Origin of the sequence: Frateuria defendens (assembly GCF_001182895.1) — a bacterium.
GTDB lineage: Bacteria > Pseudomonadota > Gammaproteobacteria > Xanthomonadales > Rhodanobacteraceae > Frateuria_B > Frateuria_B defendens.
On sequence record NZ_LFQR01000007.1, the window covers coordinates 27,516 to 50,927 of the forward strand.

General features: G+C 70.9%; 20 protein-coding genes. 9 read left to right on the forward strand and 11 right to left on the reverse strand.

Translation table 11 applies throughout. The annotated features are described in order from the left end of the window. Position 1 precedes the first annotated feature (1 nt). Positions 2-1,060: an NAD(P)-dependent alcohol dehydrogenase gene (locus tag ACH65_RS02190; RefSeq protein WP_049620940.1), complete on the reverse strand. Its 1,059-nt coding sequence runs from the start codon at positions 1,058-1,060 to the stop codon at positions 2-4. A gap of 236 nt (positions 1,061-1,296) precedes the next feature. Between ACH65_RS02190 and ACH65_RS02195 the strand changes: the two genes are divergently transcribed. Continuing rightward, positions 1,297-2,175, forward strand: coding sequence for an AraC family transcriptional regulator (locus ACH65_RS02195; RefSeq protein ID WP_237561417.1), 879 nt, complete (start codon positions 1,297-1,299; stop codon positions 2,173-2,175). A 147-nt stretch (positions 2,176-2,322) separates the two neighbouring features. Here the strand turns inward: ACH65_RS02195 and ACH65_RS02200 are convergent, their stop codons facing one another. Both ACH65_RS02200 and xseA read right to left on the reverse strand, forming a co-directional pair. Beyond that, a complete protein-coding gene (locus tag ACH65_RS02200; protein ID WP_049620942.1) occupies positions 2,323-3,753 on the reverse strand; it encodes an aldehyde dehydrogenase family protein in 1,431 nt (476 codons plus the stop codon). Positions 3,754-3,900: 147 nt separating this feature from the next. After that, positions 3,901-5,250 (reverse strand): exodeoxyribonuclease VII large subunit, encoded by a 1,350-nt coding sequence (xseA, locus tag ACH65_RS02205; RefSeq protein WP_049620943.1) that lies wholly within the window; start codon positions 5,248-5,250, stop codon positions 3,901-3,903. A 261-nt stretch (positions 5,251-5,511) separates the two neighbouring features. Here xseA and ACH65_RS02210 point away from each other — a divergent pair, with 261 nt between their 5' ends. Beyond that, the gene (locus tag ACH65_RS02210) at positions 5,512-5,991 is read left to right on the forward strand and encodes a molybdopterin-binding protein (RefSeq protein WP_049620944.1); all 480 of its coding nucleotides are present in this window, start codon (positions 5,512-5,514) and stop codon (positions 5,989-5,991) included. 70 nt (positions 5,992-6,061) lie between these two features. On the opposite strand, the gene ACH65_RS02215 is transcribed toward ACH65_RS02210, so the two are convergent. After that, positions 6,062-6,547 (reverse strand): Lrp/AsnC ligand binding domain-containing protein, encoded by a 486-nt coding sequence (locus ACH65_RS02215; protein ID WP_049620945.1) that lies wholly within the window; start codon positions 6,545-6,547, stop codon positions 6,062-6,064. A 155-nt stretch (positions 6,548-6,702) separates the two neighbouring features. Here ACH65_RS02215 and ACH65_RS02220 point away from each other — a divergent pair, with 155 nt between their 5' ends. From ACH65_RS02220 to alr, 3 genes are all read left to right on the forward strand, one after another. Then, the gene (locus ACH65_RS02220) at positions 6,703-7,956 is read left to right on the forward strand and encodes a D-amino acid dehydrogenase (RefSeq protein ID WP_049620946.1); all 1,254 of its coding nucleotides are present in this window, start codon (positions 6,703-6,705) and stop codon (positions 7,954-7,956) included. A 39-nt stretch (positions 7,957-7,995) separates the two neighbouring features. Continuing rightward, positions 7,996-8,349 carry a RidA family protein gene (locus tag ACH65_RS02225; RefSeq protein WP_049620947.1) on the forward strand — a complete coding sequence of 118 codons (354 nt, stop codon included), beginning with the start codon at positions 7,996-7,998 and terminating at the stop codon, positions 8,347-8,349. Positions 8,350-8,426: 77 nt separating this feature from the next. Continuing rightward, complete coding sequence (alr, locus tag ACH65_RS02230) at positions 8,427-9,497, forward strand: alanine racemase (RefSeq protein ID WP_049620948.1); 1,071 nt, start codon at positions 8,427-8,429, stop codon at positions 9,495-9,497. Between the two features lie 88 nt (positions 9,498-9,585). Here alr and ACH65_RS02235 read toward each other — a convergent pair whose 3' ends face one another. After that, positions 9,586-11,043: a phospholipase D-like domain-containing protein gene (locus ACH65_RS02235; protein WP_049620949.1), complete on the reverse strand. Its 1,458-nt coding sequence runs from the start codon at positions 11,041-11,043 to the stop codon at positions 9,586-9,588. Positions 11,044-11,146: 103 nt separating this feature from the next. Between ACH65_RS02235 and ACH65_RS02240 the strand changes: the two genes are divergently transcribed. From ACH65_RS02240 to ACH65_RS02250, 3 genes are all read left to right on the forward strand, one after another. Continuing rightward, positions 11,147-13,090 carry an acetyl-CoA hydrolase/transferase C-terminal domain-containing protein gene (locus tag ACH65_RS02240; RefSeq protein ID WP_153242428.1) on the forward strand — a complete coding sequence of 648 codons (1,944 nt, stop codon included), beginning with the start codon at positions 11,147-11,149 and terminating at the stop codon, positions 13,088-13,090. Positions 13,091-13,220: 130 nt separating this feature from the next. Further along, a complete protein-coding gene (ispG, locus tag ACH65_RS02245; protein ID WP_049620951.1) occupies positions 13,221-14,480 on the forward strand; it encodes a flavodoxin-dependent (E)-4-hydroxy-3-methylbut-2-enyl-diphosphate synthase in 1,260 nt (419 codons plus the stop codon). A gap of 147 nt (positions 14,481-14,627) precedes the next feature. After that, positions 14,628-15,461: an HD-GYP domain-containing protein gene (locus ACH65_RS02250; RefSeq protein WP_049620952.1), complete on the forward strand. Its 834-nt coding sequence runs from the start codon at positions 14,628-14,630 to the stop codon at positions 15,459-15,461. A 1-nt stretch (position 15,462) separates the two neighbouring features. On the opposite strand, the gene aat is transcribed toward ACH65_RS02250, so the two are convergent. The 3 genes from aat to trxB form a co-directional block, all read right to left on the reverse strand. Beyond that, positions 15,463-16,194, reverse strand: coding sequence for a leucyl/phenylalanyl-tRNA--protein transferase (gene aat / locus ACH65_RS02255; protein WP_082190092.1), 732 nt, complete (start codon positions 16,192-16,194; stop codon positions 15,463-15,465). Continuing rightward, on the reverse strand, positions 16,191-17,330 hold the full coding sequence (locus ACH65_RS02260) for a GNAT family N-acetyltransferase (protein ID WP_049620953.1): 1,140 nt from the start codon (positions 17,328-17,330) through the stop codon (positions 16,191-16,193). Before ACH65_RS02260 ends, aat begins: the two co-directional genes overlap by 4 nt. A 119-nt stretch (positions 17,331-17,449) precedes the next feature. Further along, positions 17,450-18,412 carry a thioredoxin-disulfide reductase gene (trxB, locus tag ACH65_RS02265; RefSeq protein ID WP_049620954.1) on the reverse strand — a complete coding sequence of 321 codons (963 nt, stop codon included), beginning with the start codon at positions 18,410-18,412 and terminating at the stop codon, positions 17,450-17,452. Between the two features lie 288 nt (positions 18,413-18,700). Between trxB and ACH65_RS02270 the strand changes: the two genes are divergently transcribed. After that, positions 18,701-21,025, forward strand: coding sequence for a DNA translocase FtsK (locus tag ACH65_RS02270; RefSeq protein WP_049621000.1), 2,325 nt, complete (start codon positions 18,701-18,703; stop codon positions 21,023-21,025). Positions 21,026-21,082: 57 nt separating this feature from the next. On the opposite strand, the gene ACH65_RS02275 is transcribed toward ACH65_RS02270, so the two are convergent. From ACH65_RS02275 to ACH65_RS02285, 3 genes are all read right to left on the reverse strand, one after another. Next, positions 21,083-21,832 carry an SDR family oxidoreductase gene (locus ACH65_RS02275; protein WP_049620955.1) on the reverse strand — a complete coding sequence of 250 codons (750 nt, stop codon included), beginning with the start codon at positions 21,830-21,832 and terminating at the stop codon, positions 21,083-21,085. Positions 21,833-21,896: 64 nt separating this feature from the next. Continuing rightward, positions 21,897-22,478 carry a TetR/AcrR family transcriptional regulator gene (locus ACH65_RS02280; protein WP_049620956.1) on the reverse strand — a complete coding sequence of 194 codons (582 nt, stop codon included), beginning with the start codon at positions 22,476-22,478 and terminating at the stop codon, positions 21,897-21,899. Between the two features lie 117 nt (positions 22,479-22,595). Beyond that, entirely contained in the window at positions 22,596-23,186 is a 591-nt protein-coding gene (locus tag ACH65_RS02285) for a histidine phosphatase family protein (RefSeq protein WP_049620957.1), read from the reverse strand. Positions 23,187-23,412: the final 226 nt, after the last annotated feature.

A 23,412-nucleotide genomic window follows, 5' to 3' on the forward strand; every position in this document is an offset into this window, starting at 1 on the left:
CTCAGGCGGCCTGCTTGAGCGAGGCGATGTCCACCACGAAGCGGTAGCGCACGTCGCTCTTGAGCATGCGCTCGTAGGCCTCGTTGATCTGCGCCATGTCGATCGTCTCGATGTCGCTGACGATGTCGTGCTCGGCGCAGAAATCCAGCATCTCCTGCGTCTCGGCGATGCCGCCGATCAGCGAGCCGGCCAGCGAGCGGCGCTTGAAGATCAGGTTGAACACGGTGGGCGACGGATGCGGGTATTCCGGCGCGCCGACCAGGCACATGGTGCCGTCGCGCTTGAGCAGGTTGAGGAACGGGTCCAGGTCGTGCTGCGCGGCCACCGTGTTGACGATGAGGTCGAGGCTGCCGGCGTGCGCGGCCATCTGGGCCGGGTCCTTCGACACCACCACCTCGTGCGCACCCAGGCGCTTGGCGTCGGCCTCCTTGCCGGGCGAGGTGGTGAACAGCACCACGTGGGCGCCGAGCGCGCTGGCCAGCTTCACGCCCATGTGGCCCAGGCCGCCCAGGCCCACGATGCCCACCTTCTTGCCCGGGCCGGCGCCCCAGTGGCGCAGCGGCGACCAGGTGGTGATGCCGGCGCACAGCAGCGGCGCCACCGCGGCGAGGTTGCTCTGGTGGGAGACGCGCAGCACGAAGTCCTGCTTCACCACGATCTTGTCGGAGTAGCCGCCGAAAGTGTTCTCGCCGCCGAACACGGGGCCGTTATAGGTGCCGGTGAAGCCGTTCTCGCAGTACTGCTCCAGCCCCTCGTCGCAGGAGGCGCAGTGCTGGCAGCTGTCCACCATGCAGCCGACGCCCACGGTGTCGCCCACCTTGAACTTGGTCACCTTGTCGCCGACGGCGGACACGGTACCCACGATCTCGTGGCCGGGCACGCAGGGGTAGAGGGTGTTCTTCCACTCGTTGCGGGCGGTGTGCAGGTCGGAGTGGCAGACGCCGCAGTAGAGGATGTCGATCACCACGTCGTCCGGCAGCGGATCGCGGCGCTCGAAGCGGTGCGGGGCGAGCGGCGAAGCGGCGGACTGGGCGGCGTAACCGTGGGTGGCGATGGCCATGGAGGCTCCTTCGGTCAGGGGGAGGAACGAACGGCTGTCAGTATGGGCGGCGCCTGTCGAACGCCGGTAGCCGGATCCTGCGGGATCATTGCCCGATCCTGCAAAGCCGCCGAGCGGGGCTCGCCAGGCGGCGCAGGAATAGGCAAGCTTGCCGTATCGAGAACGAGCAAAAAGCCATGGAACACAAGCCATTCCGAGACGGCGACCCCTCCCGCCTTACACGGCGCCGCGAGGAATTGACAGCCCTGATTGAACGATTGGCGCCGACGGAGGGCAGCCACTCCACGGCCTGGGGCGCGCTGAGCTGCTTCCGCGCCGACTCGCCCAGCGTGCCCATCTGCACCCTGTACGAGCCGGGCCTGGGCGTGATGCTGAAGGGCGCCAAGCAGATCCTGCTGGGGCCGGAGGCCTTCCTGTACGAGCCGGGGAGTTACCTGCTGACCTCGGTGGACGTGCCGGTGTCCGCACAGGTGCTGCGCGCCAGCCGGGCCGAGCCTTGCCTGTGCCTGACCTACCGCTTCGACCTGCAGCGCATCCACGAATTGCTGCCGGATGCCTTGCCGCCGCCCGCCGCCGCCTCGGCCAGCGTGCGCGGCATCGCGATGAGCCCGCTGGAGGGCGACCTGCTCGATCCGCTGCTGCGCCTCGTGCGTCTGCTCGACGCGCCGCGCGACCTCGCCGTGCTGGGGCCGCTGATCGAGCGCGAACTGATCTACCGCCTGCTGACCGGCGAGCAGGGCGCACGGCTGGCGCAGATCGCGACCTCGAGCAGCCAGAGCCACCAGATCGCGCGGGCGGTGGAATGGCTGCGCCGGCATTACAACGAGCCGCTGCGCATCGAGGAGCTGGCCGGGCGCGTCAACATGGGGCCGTCCTCGCTGCATCACCATTTCCGCGCGATCACCGCGATGAGTCCGCTGCAATACCAGAAGCAGCTGCGCCTGCAGGAGGCGCGCCGCCTGCTGCTGGGCGGCGAGTGCGACGTCGCCACCGCCGCGCACCGCGTCGGCTACGAAAGCCCCTCGCAGTTCAGCCGCGAATACAGCCGCCAGTTCGGCGCGCCGCCGCTGCGCGACGTGAGCCGGCTGCGGCTGGCGGGCGATGCGGTGGCCTGAGAGCGGCCGATTGCCGGGTGCAGGAGCGCGCTTGGCGCGCGACCGCCACCTCGCGCTAAGGCCGCACCGTTCCGCGTTCTGCTAGAGCGTCGCGCGCAAGGCGCGCTCCTGCAGGCGGGGCCGTTCCAGGCATGGAGGGCACGGCGGCTAGACGTCGTACACCACCAGCAGCCGCAGCTCGGTCATGTCCTCGATGGCGTAGCGCACGCCTTCGCGGCCGAGGCCGGAGCGCTTGCTGCCGCCGTAGGGCATGTTGTCCACGCGGAAGCTGGGCACGTCGTTGACGATCACGCCGCCTTGCTCCAGCTCGTCCCAGGCGCGCATCGCGTGGCCCAGGCTGTCGGTGAAGAACCCCGCCTGCAGGCCGTAGTCCGAATCGTTGACCTGCGCGAACGCCTCGTCGAGGGTCTCGAAGGGGGCGAGCAGGGCGAACGGGCCGAACGCCTCCTGCCGGTTGAGCTTCGCTTCGCGCGGCACCTCTTCCATCAGCGTGGCTTCCAGCATGTTGCCTTTTCGCCCGCCGCCGCAGAGCAGGCGGGCGCCGGCCTGGCGCGCTTCGCCGATCCAGCCGTGCAGGCGCTCGGCGGCGGCCTCGTCGATCATCGGCCCGAGGAAGGTTTCCTTCTTCTTCGGATCGCCGGCCTTGAGCTGTTTCACGCGCGCGACCAGCCGCTTCTTGAGTTCGTCGTAGAGCGCGGCGTGCGCGTAGATGCGCTGCACGCTGATGCAGCTCTGGCCGGACTGGTAGAAGGCGCCGAACACCAGCCGCTCGATCACCCGGTCGAGCTGCGGCGCCTGGTCGGCGTCGACGATGCAGGCCGCGTTGCCGCCCAGCTCCAGCGTGACCTTCTTGCGGCCCGCCTTGGCCTTGAGCGTCCAGCCGACCTGGCCGCCGGTAAAGGAGAGCAGCTTCAGGCGCTCGTCCTCCACCAGCGGCGCGGCGTGCTCGCCATCCACCGGCAGGATGGAGAAGGCGCCGCGGGGCAGGTCGGTCTCGGCCAGCACCTCGCCGATGATCAGCGCGCCGATGGGCGTCTTCTCGGACGGTTTCAGCACGAACGGGCAGCCGGCGGCGATCGCCGGCGCCACCTTGTGCGCCACCAGGTTGAGCGGGAAGTTGAACGGCGTGATGAAGGCCACCGGGCCGAGCGGCACGCGCCGGGTGTAGCCGCGGTAGCCGTCCAGCCGCGGCGCGATCTCCAGGTTCAGCGTCTCGCCGTTGACGCGCACGGCTTCCTCGGCGGCGATGCGGAAGGTCTCGATCAGTCGGGTGACTTCGCCGGCCGCGTCCTTGATCGGCTTGCCGGCCTCGATGCACAGCGCCTTGGCCAGTTCGTCACGGCGTTCCTCGAAGCGCGCGGCGCAGTGTTGCAGCACGCGCTGGCGCGCCCAGGGCTTGAGCGCACGCATGGGCCCGACGGCCGCCACAGCGGCGGCGAGGGCTTTCTCCACCGCGCGCGCATCGGGCACCGCCACGCGCGCGGCGAGGCGGCCGCTGTACTTGTCGCGCACATCCAGCTGCGCTTTCGCGGTGTGCGCCTTGTTGGCGAGGTAGTAGGGGTAGCTCTGCTTCAGCATGGATCGCTCCTGGTCGATCCGACGCGGTGGCGAAGGCATCGCGGCAGCGCGTTCGGTAGCGACCGGCGAGCATGCGGCCGGGCGTGTTCAGGTGCCGTGAGAGCACGCGCGCGCCGAGAGCCGGCACGCAACGGCGAAGGCCGCGGCCTATTCGTCGTCGGTGACGCGCAAGGACAGCTCGCCGTCGGCGAGACGCGCGCGCAGCGGGGTGCCGGCCGGCACGTGCTGCGCCGAGCGCAGCACCTTGCCCTGGCTGTCGAACACGATGGCGTAGCCGCGCTCCAGCGTGGCCAGCGGGCTGATCGCGTGCAGCGCGCGGCCACTGCGGTCGAGCGCGTGCCGCTGGCGTTCCAGGCGGTGCAGCATGGCCTGTTGCAGGCGCCGTTCCAGCGCCACGAGGTGCTGGCGCAGGCCGGCGAGGCGCAGGCCGGGCTGCCGCGCGAGCAGGCGGGCCTGCGCGCGTTCGAGCCGCAGGCTGCGCGCCTTCAGCTGCTCGAGGGCGATGGCGCGCAGGCGGCGTTCGAGATGGGCGAGCCGCTCGCGGTCGCGCTGCAGCCGCGCCTGCGGGCGCTGCGCCTGCAGGCGGGCGAACAGGTGATCCAGCCGCTGGCCCTGCGCCTGCCGGCGCCGCTCGAACAGCAGGCGCAGCCGGCTTTCCAGCTGGCGAAGGTGGCGACTCACCGCCTGCGCGTCGGGCACCAGCAGCTCGGCCGCGGCGGAGGGCGTCGGCGCGCGCAGGTCGGCCACGAAGTCGGCGATGGAGAAGTCGATCTCGTGGCCCACCGCGCTCACCACCGGCACCGCGCTGGCGTGGATGGCGCGCGCCACGGCCTCGTCGTTGAAGGCCATCAGGTCTTCCAGCGAGCCGCCGCCGCGGGTGAGCAGCAACACGTCGTAGCGGCCGCTGGCGGAGGCGCGCCGCAGCGTCGCCGCGATCGCCGGCGGCGCCTCACGGCCCTGCACCGGCACCGGCAGTACTTCCACATCGGCCAGCGGCCAGCGCCGCGCCATCACGCTCAAGACGTCGCGGACGGCCGCGCCGGTGGCGGAGGTGATCACGCCGATGCGTCGCGCATGGCGGGGCAGGGGGCGCTTGCGGGCGGGGTCGAACAGGCCCTCGGCGTCGAGCCGGGCCTTGAGCTGTTCGAAGGCGCGCTGGAGGGCGCCTTCGCCGGCTTCCTCCATGTGCTCGGCCACCAGCTGGAACTCGCCGCGCGGCTCGTACAGCCCCACCCGCGCACGCACCAGCACGTGCATGCCGTCCACCGGGCGAAAGCGCAGCCAGGTGCTCTTGGGCTTGAACATCGCGCAGCGCACCTGCGCGCCGCTGTCCTTCAGGGTGAAGTAGAGGTGCCCGGACGCGGGCCGCGCCACGTTGGACAGCTCGCCCTCGATCCACACCAGCGGCAGCGCATCCTCCAGCAGGTCGCGCACCAGCCGGTTGAGCGTGCTGGGCGTGAGGACATGGCGGGGCGGGGCGTCGTCGGGAGCGTGCATGAGTCGGTCAGACTAGCACGCAAGCCCGGGCGCGAACCATTGGCAGAACATTCGCTTGCGAGGTTTTTCGAAGGCGGATTCTCTGGCGGGCGAGACGGTCCACCGCATGAAGGAGGGCGTCCGTATCCGCAGGTCTTCGCAGCTGGCATAGTTGCGTGGCTCGCGGCAACTTCGATCAATGCCGCGAGGCTTGTCCACGCTCCGATCCTTCAACAAGCGGTCGCGCCGATGCGCGTCACCCTAACTTTGGCATCAGCGCCCATGTACATGTCCCTTCGTCTTCTCGTCGCCATGGCTCTCCTGGTTGCATGTGGGCACCTATGCGCTGCTGCGCCGACGGTCACCCTTGCAAGTGGCGCCAAGGTCCAGCTGACCGACAACGCGTTGGCGCCGCTGCAAAAGCGATCCGTGACCGCTACGTCCCACGGCAAGACGGCGAGCTACGAGGGCTACGACCTGCTCGCCGTGCTCCGCGCAGCCGGGGTGGAGCCTGTCGAGTCGCTGCGAGGCAAGCACCTCGGCGCCACCGTCGCCGTGTCGGCGGCGGACGGATATCGGGTCGTGTTTTCCCTGGCGGAACTCGATCCCACGCTGGGCAACAAGCAGGTTTTCCTGGTGGATCGGGAGAATGGGCAGGCGCTGCCTTCGGGGGACGGCCCGTGGCGGCTTGTCGTGCCTTCGGATCGGCGGCCGGCGCGCTGGGTCAGGCAGGTCGTCTCGATGGTGATGTCCGGCCCTTGAGTCCCTCGGGAGGGGCCGGCCATCCATGCAGGCCAGGGCTGCCCCGCGGCGCGGGCCATGAGCCCGGCCCTCAATCGGCAATCGGCAGGCTCAACGTCTCCTTCACCTCCTCCATCACGATGTAGCTCTTGGACTCGCGCACGTGCGGCAGGGTGAGCAGGGTGCTGCCGAGCAGCTTGCGGTAGGAGGCCATCTCGGAGATGCGGGCCTTGATGAGGTAGTCGAAGTCGCCCGACACCAGGTGGCATTCCAGCACGTTGGGCAGGCGCAGGGCGGCGCGGCGGAATTCCTCGAAGATGTCGCCGGACTTGTAGGCGAGGCTGATCTCCACGAATACCAGCAGGCTCGCCTTGACGTATTGCGGGTCCAGCCTTGCGTAGTAGCCGGTGATCACCCCTTCGCGCTCGAGGCGGCGCACGCGCTCGGTGCAGGGGGTGGTGGAGAGGCCCACGCGCTCGCCGAGTTCGGTCATGGCGATGCGGCCTTCCTGTTGCAGGATGCGCAGGATGTGGCGGTCGATCTTGTCGAGTTCGCGGCGACGGTTGGGCGTGGCCATGCAAAAGCTCCCGTGAAACGGATGTGCATTGGTGTTTTTGCCTGAAATTTGATGGTATATCGGGCCTAAAAACCATACTTGTCACCATATACTCGATAAAACATGCGGCACCGGCAACGGTGGCGGGTAAATACTCTTTCGGGGGAATCGAGGTGATGCGGGTCCTGGTGCTGGGCAGTGGCGTGGTGGGCGTGAGCAGTGCCTGGTATCTGGCACAGGCCGGCTTCGAGGTGACCGTGGTGGACCGCGAGTCCGGCCCGGCGCTGGAGACGAGCTACGCCAACGCCGGCCAGATCTCGCCCGGCTACGCCTCGCCGTGGGCGGCGCCGGGCGTGCCGCTGAAGGCGGTCAAGTGGCTGTTCCAGCGTCATGCGCCGCTGGCGATCAAGCCAACCTTGAACCTCGAACAGTACCGCTGGCTGGCGCAGATGCTCGGCCAGTGCACCGCCGAGCGCTACGCGGTGAACAAGGAGCGCATGGTGCGCCTGTCCGAGTACAGCCGCGATTGCCTGGACGCGCTGCGCGCGGAAACCGGCATCGACTACGAAGGCCGCCAGCTCGGCACCACCCAGCTCTTCCGCACCCAGCAACAGCTCGACGCCGCGGCCAAGGACATCGCCGTGCTCGAGGAGTCGGGCGTGCCCTACGAGCTGCTGGACCGCGCCGGCATCGTGCGCGTGGAGCCCGCGCTGGCCGGCGTGATCGACACCCTGGCCGGCGCGCTGCGCCTGCCCAACGACCAGACCGGCGACTGCCAGCTGTTCACCACCCGCCTCGCCGCGATGGCCGCCGAACGTGGCGTGCGCTTCGAGTACGGCCGGCGCATCGAGCGCCTGCAGGTGGACGGCGGCGCGGTAAGCGGCGCGTGGATCGACGGCAAGCTGGAAACCGCCGACCGCTACGTGGTGGCGCTGGGCAGCTACTCGCCGCTGCTGCTCAAGCCGCACGGCATCCGCCTGCCGGTGTACCCGCTCAAGGGTTACTCGCTGACCCTGCCGATCACCGATCCGGCGATGGCGCCGACCTCGACCATCCTGGACGAGACCTACAAGGTGGCGATCACCCGCTTCGACCGGCGCATCCGCGTGGGCGGCATGGCCGAGGTGGCCGGCTTCGATCTCTCGCTGCCGGCGCGCCGGCGTGCCACGCTCGACAAGGTGGTGGGCGACCTCTACCCGCGCGGCGGCGACCTGGCGCAGGCCAGCTTCTGGTGCGGCCTGCGCCCGGCCACGCCGGACGGCACGCCGGTGCTCGGCGCCGCGCCGCTCGAGGGCCTCTACCTCAACACCGGCCACGGCACGCTGGGCTGGACCATGGCCTGCGGCTCGGGCCGCTACCTCGCCGACGTGATGGCCGGGCGCAAGCCCGACATCAGCGGCGAGGGCCTGGACCTGTCGCGCTACGGCTGAAAACGCTTCACCCGCACCAACCGCAACACGAGGAAAGCCATGACCATCCAACGCCTGCACAGCGATGCCCGCTACAGCCAGATCGTGATCCACCGCGGCGTCGTCTACCTGGCCGGCCAGGTGGCCGAGAACCTCGACGGCGGCATCGAGCAGCAGACCCGCGAAACCCTGGCCGCGATCGAGCAGCTGCTGGCCGAGGCCGGCACCGAGGCCGCGCGCATCCTCTCCGTCACCGTCTACCTCAAGGACATCGACGCCCATTTCGAGGGCATGAACAAGGTGTGGGACCAGTGGCTGCCGGCCGGCAGCACGCCCGCGCGCGCCACGGTCGAGGCCAGGCTGTGCGAGCCGGAGATCCTGGTCGAGATGTCGGTGGTCGCCGCGCTGCCCTGATCGCGTCATGGCCCGGCCATGCGCCGGGCGCCTTGCCCGGACACTCTTTGAAACCCTCATTGCCATACCTCTCCGCCATGCGTCCTGCCCGTGCCCTGATCGACCTCGATGCCCTGCGCCACAACTACTGCCTGGCGCGCGAACTGGACGGCGGCAAGGCGTTGGCGGTGGTCAAGGCCGATGCCTACGGCCACGGCGCGGTAGCCTGCGCTCGGGCGCTGGAAGGCGAGGCCGACGGCTTCGCGGTGGCCTGCATCGAGGAGGCGCTGGAACTGCGCCGGGCCGGCATCGAGGCACCGATCCTGCTGCTCGAAGGCTTCTTCGAGGCCGACGAGCTGGCGCTGATCCAGGCCCACGGCCTGTGGACCGCGGTGGCCTCGTGGTGGCAGCTCGAAGCCATCGAGCGGGCGGCGCTTGAGCGCCCGCTGCAATGCTGGCTCAAGCTCGACTCGGGCATGCACCGGCTGGGCTTCGACCCGCGCGACTACGCCGCCGCCTTCGCCCGCCTGAGCGCCGTGCCGCAGGTGGACAAGGTGGTGCTGATGACTCATTTCGCCCGCGCGGACGAACTGGACAGCCCGCGCAGCGCCGAGCAGGGCGCGGTGTTCGCGCAGGCCGCGGCCGGGCTGCCGGCCGAGAGCAGCCTGTGCAACTCGCCCGCGCTGCTGGGCTGGCCGCAGCTGTGCAGCGACTGGGTGCGTCCCGGCCTGATGCTCTACGGCGCCACGCCGTTCGACCGCACCCAGCCCCAGGCACAGCGCCTGCGGCCGGTGATGGCTGCGGAGTCGAAGATCATCAGCGTGCGCGAGCTGGGCGCCGGCGAGCCGGTGGGCTACGGCGGGCGCTTCGTCACCGCGCGGCCCACGCGGGTGGGCGTGGTGGCCTTCGGCTATGCCGACGGCTATCCGCAGCAGGCGCCGGACGGCACGCCGGTGAGCATCGACGGCCGTCCCGGCCGGCTGATCGGCCGCGTCTCGATGGACATGCTGACGGTGGACCTCACCGACCACCCCGAGGCCGGGCTCGGCAGCCGTGTGCAGCTGTGGGGCGACGAGGTGGACGTGGCCGCGCTGGCCACGCATTGCGGCACCAGCGCCTACGAGCTGCTATGCCATCTCAAGCGGGTACCGCGCGTCTACAAGGGCTGAGCCTGCTTCGCATGCCGATCGTCCGGCGATCGTCGGGCTGTGGGTAAGCGGCCACGCGGGACACCGGCCGCGCGAGCGGCGCGGTGGGTCAGTCGGCGGCCTGCTCCGACGCCGCCCGGGCACGTCGCCGGCGCCGCAGCCGCCAGGTGCGGATGCCGAGGTTGAGCGCGAACCACGCGCACAGCACGGCCAGCGGCCAGGCCAGCACCGCCGGCCACAGGATGGCGATCGCCGCGAGCGCGGCCAGCACCAGCGTGCCGGTCAGCAGCGGGCCGGTCTCGGTGTCGCCGAGCACGCGGCGGTCGGTGAGCGCGGCGCCCACGGTGTTGGCCAGGCGCAGCGCACCGGCCGCGGCGCGGCTGGAACTGCCGCCGATGGGATGGAAGCGGGGCGGGCGCGCCGCGCTGCGCTGCACGCGCTCGCGCTGCGGATGCCGTCGCCGCGGTGCCAGCACGATCTCGGTGGCGTTGCCGAGGTCGCGCTCGTATTGCGCGGCGAGGCCGGAGGCGAAGCCGGCATCCTCGATCGCCACGTCGATCTCGTAGTTGTTCAGCCAGCTGGCGATGTTGAGGTTGGAGGAACCCACCCGCGCCCACTGCCCGTCGGCCACCGCCGTCTTGGCGTGCAGCATCGAGCCGTTCCACTCGAACACGCGGATGCCGGCCTTGAGCAGCGGCCGGTAGCCCGAGCGCGAGAAGCCGGCCACCAGCGGGATGTCGCTGCTGCCCGGCACCAGCAGGCGCACGTCCACACCGTCGCGTGCGGCGGCGGCCAGCGCCTGCACGTAGGGCGCCACGCCGACGAAATAGGCGTCGGTGAGCCACAGCGTCTTGCGCGCCATGGTCGCGATGGTCTGGTCCAGGCGGTACATGCCGGCGCTCGAGGGCTGCGTGGCGATCACCCGCAGCGCCACCTCGCCGGCCGCGGCGGGCGGCGCCGCGTCGAAGGCCGGCAGCGGCGTGCCGCAGGCGGCCCAACTCTGGGCGAAGGCGTGTTCCAGCTCGGCCACCGCCGGGCCGCGCAGGCCCACGCCGGTGTCGCGCCACGGCGGCACGTGGCGTTTGGGGTCGCCCAGCCATTTGGCGCTGAGGCAGACGCCGGAGAGAAAGCCCAGCTTGCCGTCGACCACCAGCAGCTTGCGGTGGTCGCGGCTGATCCAGCCGAAGGGCCGGCCGAGCTGCGGCGGGTTGAACACCCGCACCTCGCCGCCGGCCGCGCGCAGCGGGCGCCAGAAGGCGCGGCCGGACTGGCCGAGGCAGCCCATCCAGTCGCCGATCACCGCCACCCGCACGCCGGCCGCGGCGCGTTCGGCGAGCGCGTCGCGGAAAGCGCGGCCGACCTCGTCGTCGCGGATGATGTAGTTCTCCAGCAGCACCCGCCGCGTGGCGCCGCGGATCGCCGCGAGCCAGGCCTCGAAGTGGGCGGCGGCGTCGATCAGCAGCTGCGCCGCATTGCCGCCGATCAGCGGCGCACCGGCCGCGCGCACCAGCGCCCGCTCGGCGAGCAGGCGGCTATGTGTGCGCGGATTGAACGGGGCGGGGTGCATGCGAGGGAGTGTAGAGCCTGGCCGCGGCCTGCGCGTGCCCGAGCCCGCCTGCGGCAGCCGCGGCGGATGCACGTCGCGCAGGGCTTCTGCGATGATCGGGGGCATGAGCGCCCAGCCACGCTTCACTTCCGCCGACGACTGCGCGCGCTACCTCGCCGAGAAGCTGGGGTCCCACCTGCGCGTGGCCGCGCCGCTCGGGCTGGGCAAGCCGCACGGCTTGCTCAACGCGCTCTACTACCTCACCGCCGCGGACGCGACGCGCTCGCTGACGCTCTACACCGCGCTGTCGCTGGTGCGGCCGCGCCCACGCCCGGGGCTGGAGGCGCGCTTCCTGCAACCCTTCCTCGACCGCCATTTCGGCAGCGAGGCCGAGGACCCCGAATACGCCGTGGACCAGCAGCGCAACGCGCTGCCCGGCAACGTGGCGGTGCACGAGTTTTATCTGCAATCCGGCGCGCTGCTGCATGCGGCCCGCGCCCAGCGCGACTACATCAGCCAGAACTACACCCACGTGGCGCGCGACCTCGCCGGGCAAGGCATCAATCTGCTGGTACAGCTGGTGGCGCGCCGCGAGACGGCCGCGGGCGTGCGCTACAGCCTCTCGTGCAACCCCGACCTCACGCTGGATTTCCTCGAAGAGTCGAAGCGCGCCGGCCAGGCCCGGCCGCTGTGCGTGGCGGTGGTGCATCCGGCGCTGCCCTACCTCACCGGCCACGCCGAGGTGGCGGCGGATTTCTTCGACGTCGAGCTCGCGCCCTCGCAGTCCCCGCGCCTGTTCGCCGTGCCGCGCCAGCCGGTGCGCCTGGCCGAGCATGCGCTGGGCCTGCATGCCAGCGCGCTGGTGCGCGACGGCGGCTGCCTGCAGGTCGGCATCGGCGCGCTGTCGGACGCGCTGGTGCACGCGCTCGGCCTGCGCCAGCAGGACAACGCGGCCTGGCGCCGTGGGCTGGAAGCGCTGGACGGGGAAGGGCGCACTCGTGCGCTGGCCGGGCGCCTGGGCGGCCTCGACCCTTTCCGGGTTGGCCTCTACGGCGCCAGCGAAATGGTGATGGACGGCTTCGTGCACCTGGCCCGCGCCGGCATCCTCAAGCGGCGCAGCTGGGACAACCTGGCGCTGGAACGCGCCGCCGCCGAGGGCCGGCTGCATCCGGACACGCCGGGCGGGCACTACCTGCGCGGCGCCTTCTTCCTCGGCTCGCGCGAGCTCTACGAGTGGATCGCCGCCACCGAGGCGACCGATCCCGACGCCATCGACATGGGCCCGGTGTCCAACGTCAACCAGCTCTACGGCGACCACCAGGCGCTGGCCGCGCTGCAGCGGCGCGGCGCGCGCTTCTTCAACACCTGCATGATGGCGACCCTGCTCGGCGCGGCGGTATCCGACGGCCTGGAAGACGGGCAGGTGGTGAGCGGAGTGGGCGGCCAGTACAACTTCGTGGCGATGGCCCACGAGCTGCCGGACGGGCGCTCGGTGCTGATGCTGCGCGCCACCCGCGAGGCGGGCGGCGCCACGCACACCAACATCCGCTGGAGCTACGGCCACGTCACCATCCCGCGCCATCTGCGCGACCTGGTGGTGACGGAATACGGCGTGGCCGACCTGCGCGGCAAGAGCGACAGCGAGTGCATCGAGGCGATGCTCGCGATCTGCGACGCGCGCTTCCTCGACGCGCTGGCGGCCGAGGCCAAGGCGCACGGCAAGCTGGCGCCGGGCTTCGCCATTCCCGAGGCCTGGCGCCGCCATCGCCCCGAATATTTGCGCGAGGCGCTGCGCCCATTGCGCGACGAAGGGCGGCTGCCGGACTTCCCGCTGGGTAGCGACTTCACCGCCGTGGAGCAGCGCCTGCTGCCGGCGCTGGAATGGCTCAAGACCTCCGCCTCGCACTGGCGCGGCCGCCTCACCCTGCTGCGCGCGCTGTACCGGCCCGGCGCCGAGCGGGACGGCGAGGCGGAGGCGCTGGATCGCATGGCGCTCGCCGCGCCCGGCAACCTCGCCGAGCGCCTGCAGCGCCGCCTGCTGCAGGCGGCGTTGCGCCGCGCCGTGTAAGGAGCGCGCCTCGCGCGCGACCGCGGCGCATGCAGGCATGTCGCGCGCAAGGGGCGCCGACATGCGGGGTCGGGTATCCTAGATAGCTGCGGCGGCCCTCGGCGCGCCTTCTCTTCGATCGACCCCTGCCATGAACGACATCTCCTCTCCCTCCCCGCGGCCGGCCGAGCCGGCGCTCCGGCGCGCGAGCGTCGGCGTGCGCATCGGCAAGGTGCAGGTCGGCGGCGGCGCCCCGGTGGTGGTGCAGTCGATGACCAACACCGACACCGAGGACCCCGCCGGCACGGCCAGGCAGATCGCCGAGCTGGCCCGCGCCGGCTCCGAGTTGGTGCGCATCACGGTGAACACGCCGGCCGCCGCCGCCGCGGTGCCGCGCATCCGCGAGCGCCTGGACATGATGGGCGTGGAGGTGCCGATCATCGGCGACTTCCACTACAACGGCCACCAGCTGCTGGAAGCCGAGCCCGCCTGCGCCGAGGCGCTGGCCAAGTACCGCATCAACCCCGGCAACGTCGGCTTCGGCAAGAAGAAGGACAGCCAGTTCGCGGCCATCATCGAGAAGGCCCTCGAATACGGCAAGCCGGTGCGCATCGGCGCCAACTGGGGCTCGCTGGACCAGAGCATGGTGGCCGCGCTGATGGACGAGAACGCCCGCCGCGCCGAGCCGTGGGACGCCTCGCACGTGGCGCGCGAGGCGCTGATCCGCTCGGCGCTGGATTCGGCCGCGCGCGCCGAGGCACTGGGCCTGCCGCGCGAGCGCATCATCCTCTCGTGCAAGGTCTCCGGCGTGCAGGAGCTGATCGCGGTGTACCGCGACCTCGGCGAGCGCTGCGACTACGCACTGCACCTGGGGCTCACCGAGGCCGGCATGGGTTCCAAGGGCATCGTCGCCTCGTCCGCCGCGCTGGCGGTGCTGCTGCAGGAAGGGCTGGGCGACACCATCCGCATCTCGCTCACGCCCGAGCCCGGCCAGCCGCGCACCGGCGAGGTGGTGGTGGCGCAGGAGCTGCTGCAGACCATGGGCCTGCGCGCCTTCACGCCGATGGTCACCGCGTGCCCCGGCTGCGGGCGCACCACCAGCACCTTCTTCCAGGAGCTGGCCAAGACCGTGCAGGAGCACGTGCGCGCCAAGATGCCCGAGTGGCGGGTGAAATACGACGGCGTGGAGAACATGACCCTGGCCGTGATGGGCTGCGTGGTGAACGGTCCGGGCGAATCCAAGCACGCCAACATCGGCATCTCGCTGCCGGGCAACGGCGAGGCGCCCTCGGCGCCGGTGTTCATCGACGGCGAGAAGGCGATGACCCTGCGCGGCGACAACATCGCCAGCGAGTTCGTGGGCATCGTCGAGGGCTACATCGACGCGCACTACGCCAGCCGCGGGGCGTGACAAAAACCGCCTGGAGGCGCGGGGCGGGGGGCGCTACCCTGTCGGCCGCGCCGGCGCATGCCGGTGCCGGCGAGGTACGGTAGCGAGTCGAGCGGAGAGGTGAGCGGTGCAAAGAAGGGATGCGGCGGCAGGCCGGCAGGGGCAGCCATGACGTTCGGGTCGCCGGGACGCATCGCGCTCGCCTACGTGGTCGTCGCCGCACTGTGGATCGGGCTGTCCGACCGCCTGCTGGACAGGTCGCTGCTCGACGCCGATGCCCTGTCGATCGCGCACAGCGTGAAGGGCTGGCTGTTCGTGCTGTTCACCGGCGCGCTGCTGTACGCGCTGGCCGCCCGCCACGCGCGCCGTCTCGCCCGGGCCCGGCAGGGCGAGGCCCCGCGCTTCGCGTCCGCGGATTCACCCGCGGAGCAGGCCCTGCTGGCACTACGGACGACCCTCGGCGCGCGCCACCGCGACACCTTGCTGCATACCGACCGCGTGGCGCGGGTGACGGTGGGGCTGGCGCGCCGGGCCGGCGTGCAGGCGCAGGAGCTCGAACGCATCCGCATCGGCGCGGTGCTGCACGACGTCGGCAAGATCGCCGTCCCCGACCACATCCTGATGAAGCCCGGCCGGCTGGACGCGGAGGAGCTGGCCCAGATGCGCCGGCATCCGGAACTCGGCCGCGAGCTGCTGCTGCAGATCGACGCTCTGCGCGACTTCACCGATATCGCCTATTGCCACCACGAGCGCTGGGACGGCAGCGGCTATCCACGCGGGCTCCGCGGCCACGCGATCCCGATGGGGGCGCGCCTGCTCAGCGTGGTGGACGTATGGGATTCGCTGGTCTCCCGGCGCCCCTACAAGATGCCGTGGACGGAGCGCCGCGCGCTGGCCTACCTGCGCGACGGCGTGGGCAGCCAGTTCGACCCCCAGGCCGTGGCGCTGTTCCTGGCCCATTACACGGAGCTGAAGACGCTCGCGTTCGGCGCGCCGGACTGACTCACGTCTCCCGCAGCAGGTCCGCCAGCGCCATCGCCGGCACGCCGCGCCAGCCCGCCGCGTCGGACGATGCGGCGGCCAGCCGCACGGCCTCGTCGAGGAAGGCGCGGCGCGGCACTTCTTCGGCGCCCAGCATCAGCAGGTGCGGGTTGCTTACCTGGGCGTCGATCAGCGGGAAGCCCCAGCGGCGCAGCAGGGCGGCCAGCGCGCAGAGCGCGAGCTTCGAGCCGCCGCTCTCGTGGCTGAACATCGACTCGCCGCAAAACAGCCGGCCGACCGCGACGCCATAGATGCCGCCGACCAGGCGCGTGCCGTCCCACACCTCCACGCTGTGCGCGTGGCCGAGCTCGTGCAGGGCGGCGTAGGCCTCCAGCATCGACGGCACGATCCAGGTGCCAGCCTGGCCCGGCCGCGGCGCGGCGCAGGCCTCCACCACCGCGCGGAAGGCGCGGTCCACGGTGATCGACCAGGGCTTGCCGGCCAGCCGGCGGCGCAGGCTGCGGTTGGGGCGCAGGCGGTCAGTGCGGAACACGCAGCGCGGGTCGGGCGACCACCACAGCAGCGGCTCGTGCTCGCCGAACCACGGGAAGATGCCGCGCCGGTAGGCAGCCAGCAGCCGGCGCGGCGAGAGGTCGCCGCCGAAGGCGAGCAGGCCGTTGGGATCGTCCAGCGCCTGCTCGGGATCGGGAAAGCGCTCCGGCGCGTCGTCGTCGAGCAGGGCGAGGCGGATCATCGCCCGGCGACCGCATAGGGGCTGTGCGCGGCGAGGTCCTCCGCGTACTCGTCGACCGCCACGGCCTCGCGGGCCAGCGCATCGCGCACCGCCTGGCGGAAACGTTCGTCCACCAGGTAGTGGCGCGAATGCGTGCGCGTCGGCAGGAAGCCGCGCGCCAGCTTGTGCTCGCCCTGCGCGCCCGGCTCGAAGCGTTGCAGCCCCTCGGCGATGGCGTAGTCGATGCCGCGGTAGTAGCACAGCTCGAAGTGCAGGCCGGGCACTTCCGCCTCGGCGCCCCAGTAGCGCCCGTACAGCGCCTCGCCGCCGCGCAGGAACAGGGCCATCGCCACGATGCGCCCGCTGTCCTCGCGCGCCAGCGCCACCTGCGCCGCCTCGCCCAGCGTGCCCAGGCGGGTGAAGAAGGCGGCGGTGAGCGCGGCGTGGTTGCCCTTGGCGTCAAAGGTGGCGGCATAGAGCGCATGCACGCGGCGCCACTCCTCCAGCGAGAGCGTGCGGCCCGCGCGCCATTCCAGCGCGAGGCCGCTGGCGGCGACCTGCCTGCGCTCGTGGCGGATGTTCTTGCGCTTCTTGTGGTTGAGCGCGGCGAGAAAGTCGTCGAAATCGCGGTAGCCGCGGTTGTGCCAGTGGAACTGTACGTCCGAGCGCGCCAGCCAGTCGTCGTCGAAGGCTTCCGCCTCGTCCGGCAGCAGGAAGTTGGCGTGCACCGAGGACAGGCCGAGCCGCTCGGCCTCCCCGCGCATCGCCTCCGCCAGCGCCCGTTGCAGCAGCGGCGTGCGTACGTCGCGGCCGGCGAGCAGGCGCGGCCCCGGCACGGGCGAATAGGGCACCGCGTTGAGCAGCTTGGGGTAGTACTCGCCGCCGGCGCGCTCCCACGCGCTGGCCCAGCTCCAGTCGAACACGAACTCGCCGTGCGAGTTGCCCTTGAGGTAGAGCGGCGCCGCGGCGATCAGCCGGCCCCGCTCGTACAGGCCCAGATGGTGCGGCTGCCAGCCCCAGTCGGGACGGATAGAGCCGCTGCGCTCCAGCGCGTGCAGGAAGGCATGGGCGAGGAAAGGGTTGCCGTCGGCCCGCAGCGCATCCCAGTCGGAGGCGGGGATGTCTTCGATCCGGGGATGGAAACGGGCCTCGATCACGCGCTGGACTGGCCTCAAGCGATGCGTGGGAACGACTTCGAGTCATCCTACTACCGCGCCGCATGGACGCATGCGGCGCATAACTATAGAGGAGAGCGGCCGGGCCGCCCTCCCGTGGCTCAGGCGGCCTTGGGCTGCTGGTCCAGCCAGCGCTCCGCGTCCAGCGCCGCCATGCAGCCGAAGCCGGCCGAGGTCACGGCCTGGCGGTAGACCTGGTCGGCCACGTCGCCGGCGGCGAACACGCCGGGCACCGAGGTCATGGTGGCGAGACCCTCGAGGCCGCTGCGGATCGTGATGTAGCCGTTCTTCATCTCCAGCTGGCCCTCGAAGATGCCGGTGTTGGGCGTGTGGCCGATGGCGACGAAGAAGCCGGTGGCCGCGATGTCGCGGGTGGCGCCGCTGTCGACGTCCTTCACGCGCACGCCGGTGACGCCCTGCTCGTCGCCCAGCACCTCGTCCACGCCGTGGTTCCACACCAGCTCGATCTTGCCGGCCGCTTCCTTCTCGAACAGCTTGTCCTGCAGGATCTTCTCCGCGCGCAGCTTGTCGCGCCGGTGCACCAGGTACACCTTGCGGCAGATGTTGGCGAGGTAGAGCGCCTCTTCCACCGCGGTGTTGCCGCCGCCGATCACCACCACGTCCTGCTCGCGGAAGAAGAAGCCGTCGCAGGTGGCGCAGGCGGACACGCCCTTGCCCTTGTAGCGCTCCTCGCTGGCGATGCCGAGGTACTTGGCGGTGGCGCCGGTGGTGATGATCAGCGCGTCGGCGGTGTATTCGCCCGAGTCGCCCTTGAGCTTGAACGGCCGCTGCGAGAGGTCGGCGCTGTGGATGTGGTCGAACACCATCTCGGTGTTGAAGCGCTCGGCATGCTCGGCCATGCGCTGCATCAGCTCCGGACCCTGCACGCCCTTCTCGTCGCCCGGCCAGTTGTCCACGTCGGTGGTGGTCATCAGCTGGCCGCCTTGCTGCAGGCCGGTGATCAGCGTCGGCTTGAGGTTGGCGCGGGCCGCATACACCGCGGCGGTGTAGCCGGCAGGGCCGGAGCCGAGGATCAGCAGTCGGCTGTGCTTGGGGGTGCTCATGTCTATAATCCTTGGGTTTACTGGCGACTCGGGCGGCTTCTCGCCCCGTGCCGCGGAAGTTTCCGCATCGCGGCGCGGTGAACGGCTGAACCGCAAGAATGGGGAACCCCGCCACGCGATTCAAGGCGCCGCGGCGGGCGACGAGGCCGCGGCCCGCCCCGCGCATCGGCGCCTGGCGTGCCGGAAGGCGGCTGAAGCAGGGCTGTGGGCCGGACGCGGGCCGGGCCCCGCGCCTGCGCGCCGTAGTTTAAAGTCACGTCCACACGACATCCCGAGGAAGAGCGATTGGTGGCGCGCAGCGCGAACGTCAAGAACGATAAGGCCAAGCCGGGGCTGAGCGAGGAGCTCAAGCGCCGGCTGCGCGAAGCCGGCGCGCTGCTGCTGCTGCCGCTGGCCCTGTACCTGCTGGTGTGCCTGTTCAGCTACAACGACCAGGACCCGAGCTGGGGCCATGCCGGCGCCACCGACCACGTGCGCAACTTCGGCGGCGCGGTGGGGGCCAACATTGCCAACCTGCTGCGCTACATCTTCGGGCTGGTGTCGTACTGCTTCCCGCTGCTCTTGATCCTGCTCGGCGTGCAGGTGCTGCGCCAGCGCGGCGAGCGCAGCGTGCAGCCGTGGGAGCCGTCGCTGCGGCTGATCGGCTTCGTGTTCTTCTTCATCACCGCGCCGGCGCTGCTGTACCTTGAGTTCAACCGCACCCCGGTGCTGCCGCAGGGCGTGGGCGGCATCGTGGGGCAGTGGGTGGGCCACGGCGTGCTGCACGCCTTCGGCGATACCGGCGCGCCGCTGCTGCTGCTGGCGATCTTCCTGGTCGCGGTGACCCTGGCCACCGGCCTGTCCTGGTTCAAGGTGATGGACTGGACCGGCATGGGCGTGCTGTGGCTGGCCGCCTGGCTGCGCGGCAAGCTGCGGCAGGCGCCCGAAGCGCTCAAGGCGCAGCAGGCGCGCGCCGAGCGCGAGGTGGTCAAGAAATCCGAGGCGGTGCGCCAGGCCAAGCGCGAGCCGGTGCGCATCGAGGCCCCGGCGGCGCCGGTGGCCAAGAGCGAGCGGGCCAAGGTGGAGACGCAGATCCCGCTGTTCACCGGCGCCTCGCAGCCGGGCGAGCTGCCGCCGCTGTCGCTACTGGACGAGGCGCCGGAGCAGGGCCCGGGCTATTCGGAAGAGACGCTGGAGGTGCTCTCGCGCCAGGTGGAGTTGAAGCTCAAGGACTTCCGCATCGAGGCCAAGGTGGTGGGCGTCTACCCCGGCCCCGTCATCACCCGCTTCGAGCTGGAGCCCGCCGCCGGCGTGCGCGGCTCGCAGGTGTCCAGCCTCGACAAGGACATCGCGCGCGGCCTCTCGGTGGTGAGCGTGCGCGTGGTGGACGTGATCCCGGGCAAGAACGTGATCGGCCTGGAGATCCCCAACGCCAAGAAGCAGATCGTCTACCTCTCCGAGATCCTGCGATCGGACAAGTACGACCAGATGAAGTCCCCGCTCACCCTCGCGCTCGGCAAGGACATCGGCGGCCGCCCCACGGTGGCGGACCTGGCCAAGATGCCGCACCTGCTGGTGGCCGGCACCACCGGCTCGGGCAAGTCGGTGGCGGTGAACGCCATGGTGCTTTCGCTGCTCTACAAGGCCAGCCCGAAAGACGTGCGGATGATCATGATCGACCCGAAGATGCTGGAGCTTTCGGTGTACGAGGGCATCCCGCACCTGCTGGCGCCGGTGGTCACCGACATGAAGGAGGCCGCCAACGCGCTGCGCTGGTGCGTGGCCGAGATGGAGCGCCGCTACAAGCTGATGGCCGCGGTGGGCGTGAGGAACCTCGCCGGCTTCAACAAGAAGGTGCGCGACGCGGAGAACGCTGGCCAGCCGTTGCTGGACCCGCTGTTCCGCCCCAGCCCCGAGATGCCCAACCTCGCCGCCGAGCCGCTGGAGCCCTTGCCCTACATCGTGGTGATCATCGACGAGTTCGCCGACATGATGATGATCGTCGGCAAGAAGGTGGAAGAACTCATCGCCCGCCTGGCGCAGAAGGCGCGCGCCGCCGGTGTGCATCTGGTGCTGGCCACGCAGCGCCCGTCGGTGGACGTGATCACCGGCCTGATCAAGGCCAACATCCCCACCCGCATCGCCTTCCAGGTGTCCAGCAAGATCGACTCGCGCACCATCCTCGACCAGTCGGGCGCGGAGACCTTGCTCGGCCACGGCGACATGCTCTACCTGCCGCCCGGCACCGCCACGCCCGACCGCGTGCACGGCGCCTTCGTGGACGACCACGAGGTGCACAACGTGGTCAACTGGCTCAAGGCCCAGGGCGCGCCGCAGTACATCGAGGGCGTGCTGGAGGAGGTGCAGGCCACCGCCGACGGCAAGTTCATCAACGACTCGGGCCTGCCGCAGGACGGCGAGGAAGGCGGCGACGGCGATACGCAGCTCTACGACAAGGCCGTGGCCATCGTCACCCAGACGCGCCGCGCCTCGATCTCGGGCGTGCAGCGCCACCTGCGCATCGGCTACAACCGCGCCGCGCGGCTGATCGAGCAGATGGAGCAGGACGGCGTGGTCAGCGCGCCCCAGCACAACGGCAACCGCGAGGTGTTGGCCCCGCCGCCGCCGAAATGACGACGGCGCGGGGCAGGGGGCATCGCCCTGGCCGCCGCGCCGCCGATGTGTCCCGCGTCAGACCTGGGCGATGCCGCCGTCGATGAACAGCTCGCCGCCCGCCATGAAGCTGCTGTCCTCGCTGGCGAGGAACAGCACGCCGCGGGCCACCTCGTCGGCCTGCGCCATGCGCCCCAGCGGAATGGCCTGCGCCAGGTGGTCCTTGGCCTGGCTGACCTGTTCGGCCGTATAGCCGCTGGCCTGCAGCACGTTCGTCTCGGTGGGGCCGGGGCTGACCACGTTGACGCGGATGCCGCGCCCCTTGAGATCCAGCGTCCACGAGCGGGCGAACGAGCGCACCGCCGCCTTCGAGGCGCTGTACAGGCTGCTGGCCGGAAAAGCCTTGATGCCGGCGATGGAGCCGTTGAGCACCACCGTGCCCCCGGGCCCCATCAGCGGCAGTGCCAGCTGCACGGTGAACAGCACGCCTTTGACGTTGACGTCGAACTGCCGCTGGTACTGCTCGTCGGTCAGATCCTCCAGCATGCCGTTGACGACCAGGCCGGCGTTGGCGAACACCACGTCGACGCGGCCGTGGGCCGCCTGCACGGTCCGGTAGAGGCGTTGCAGGTCGTCGATCCTGGCGACGTCGGCCTGCACGGCGGTGGCGCGGTCGCCGATAGCCGCCACGGCCTCGTCCAGCTCCGCGGTGCGTCGGCCCGCGATGTAGACATGGGCGCCCTCGGCGGCGAACTGCCGGGCTGCGGCCAGGCCGATGCCGGAGCTGCCGCCGGTAATCACCACCACCTTGTCGATGAAGCGTTGCATGTTGCTTTCTCCTTATTTGACTGATCGTTCAATAAAAGGGTAAATAAAAAGCGCCGGACGGCGCTCAGCGGGCCAGGCTGCGCAAGGCCAGCTCGGCGATGCCGCGCAGTTCGCCGGCACTGGCGCCGCCGCGCGCGGCCACCTTCATGCCCATCAGCGTGGTGGCGATGAAGCGCGCCGACGCCTTGATGTCCAGCGCGGCGTCGATCTCGCCGAGCGCCTGTGCCTCGCCGAGGGTGCGTTCGAGGAAACGGCCGAGCACCAGCCCGCTTTCGTGGGTGATCTGGCGGACCTGCGCGTCCGCGGTACCGAATTCGCAGATGGCCCCGACGCCCAGGCAGGCGGCGGTTTCGGCCCTGGCATGGTGCTCGGTGAAATAGCGCAGCATCGCCTCGATCGCCTGCAGCGGCGAGCCGCTGCCGCGCCCCGCGCCGATCAGGTCCGCCACGCTGTGGGCGCTGTAGCGCCGCAGCGCTTCGAGATAGAGCGAGCGCTTGTCGCCGAAGGCGCCGTACAGGCTTTGCCGGCCAATGCCCATCGCCGCCACGAGTTCCTCCGTCGAGGTGCCCTCGAAGCCATGTTCGCGGAAGACATGGATGGCGGTGTCGAGGACCTGGTCCCGGTCGAAGTTGCGTGGGCGTGCCATGGCGTCATGCTGGCAGTTAAGGATAGATCAGTCAATAACTATGGCGGCATGGCCGGTGCGCTTCATGCTGCGCCTCTCGCCGCGGCCACGACGGGCCGCGGCGAGAGGCGCGCCCGCTCAGTGGTGGATCGCGTTCCACTGCAGGATCGCGCGGTTCTCGCGGTCGAAGCCCAGCTTGCTCACCGAAGCGGTGCCCAGCACCAGGTGCGCGCCCATCTGCGCGGAACCCGCGATCCAGCAGCTGGCCAGCACGCGCAGGATGTGCGCGTGGGCGAACAGCGCGATGCGGCCGCGCGTTCCCAGCAGGCGCTCGATCAAGGATTCGGCGCGCGCCTGGATCGTGGCGGCGTCCTCGCCCTGGGGGATCGGGGAGCTCCACACCGACCAGCCGGGCGTCTCCTTGCGGATGTCCAGCGTCTTGCGGCCCTCGTAGATGCCGTAGTTCCACTCCAGCAGGCGCGGCTCCAGCTCGGCGCGGTCGCCCAGCCCCGCCAGGCGGCAGGTCTCCCGGGCGCGGCCGAGCGGGCTGCACAGCACCAGGTCGAAGGGCTGGCGTTCCAGCAGCGGCTTGAGCGCCTCGGCCTGGCGGCGGCCGTTGTCGGTCAGCGGGATGTCGGTGCGGCCGGTGTGCTGGCCGGACAGGCTCCACGCGGTTTCGCCATGGCGGATCAGCCAGATTTCGGGACGGTTGTCGGAAGGTAAGCTCATTGCTGGGATGCGGGTCCGGATCGGTGGATGGAAAGCCCTGTCGCCGCCGTGCAGGCGGCTCGTGTCGCGGCAGGCGCGAAGAGGGCAGGCGTGAGGTACGCCGCCCGTCAAACTAGCACGCGGCGGGCGCACGGCTCACCGGCGCGGAGGGATGCTCGGCGCCGCGCCGCGCGCTTACACTAGCCGCCATTAAGCCCGCGCCGCGCACACTGCGCGGGCCATGACC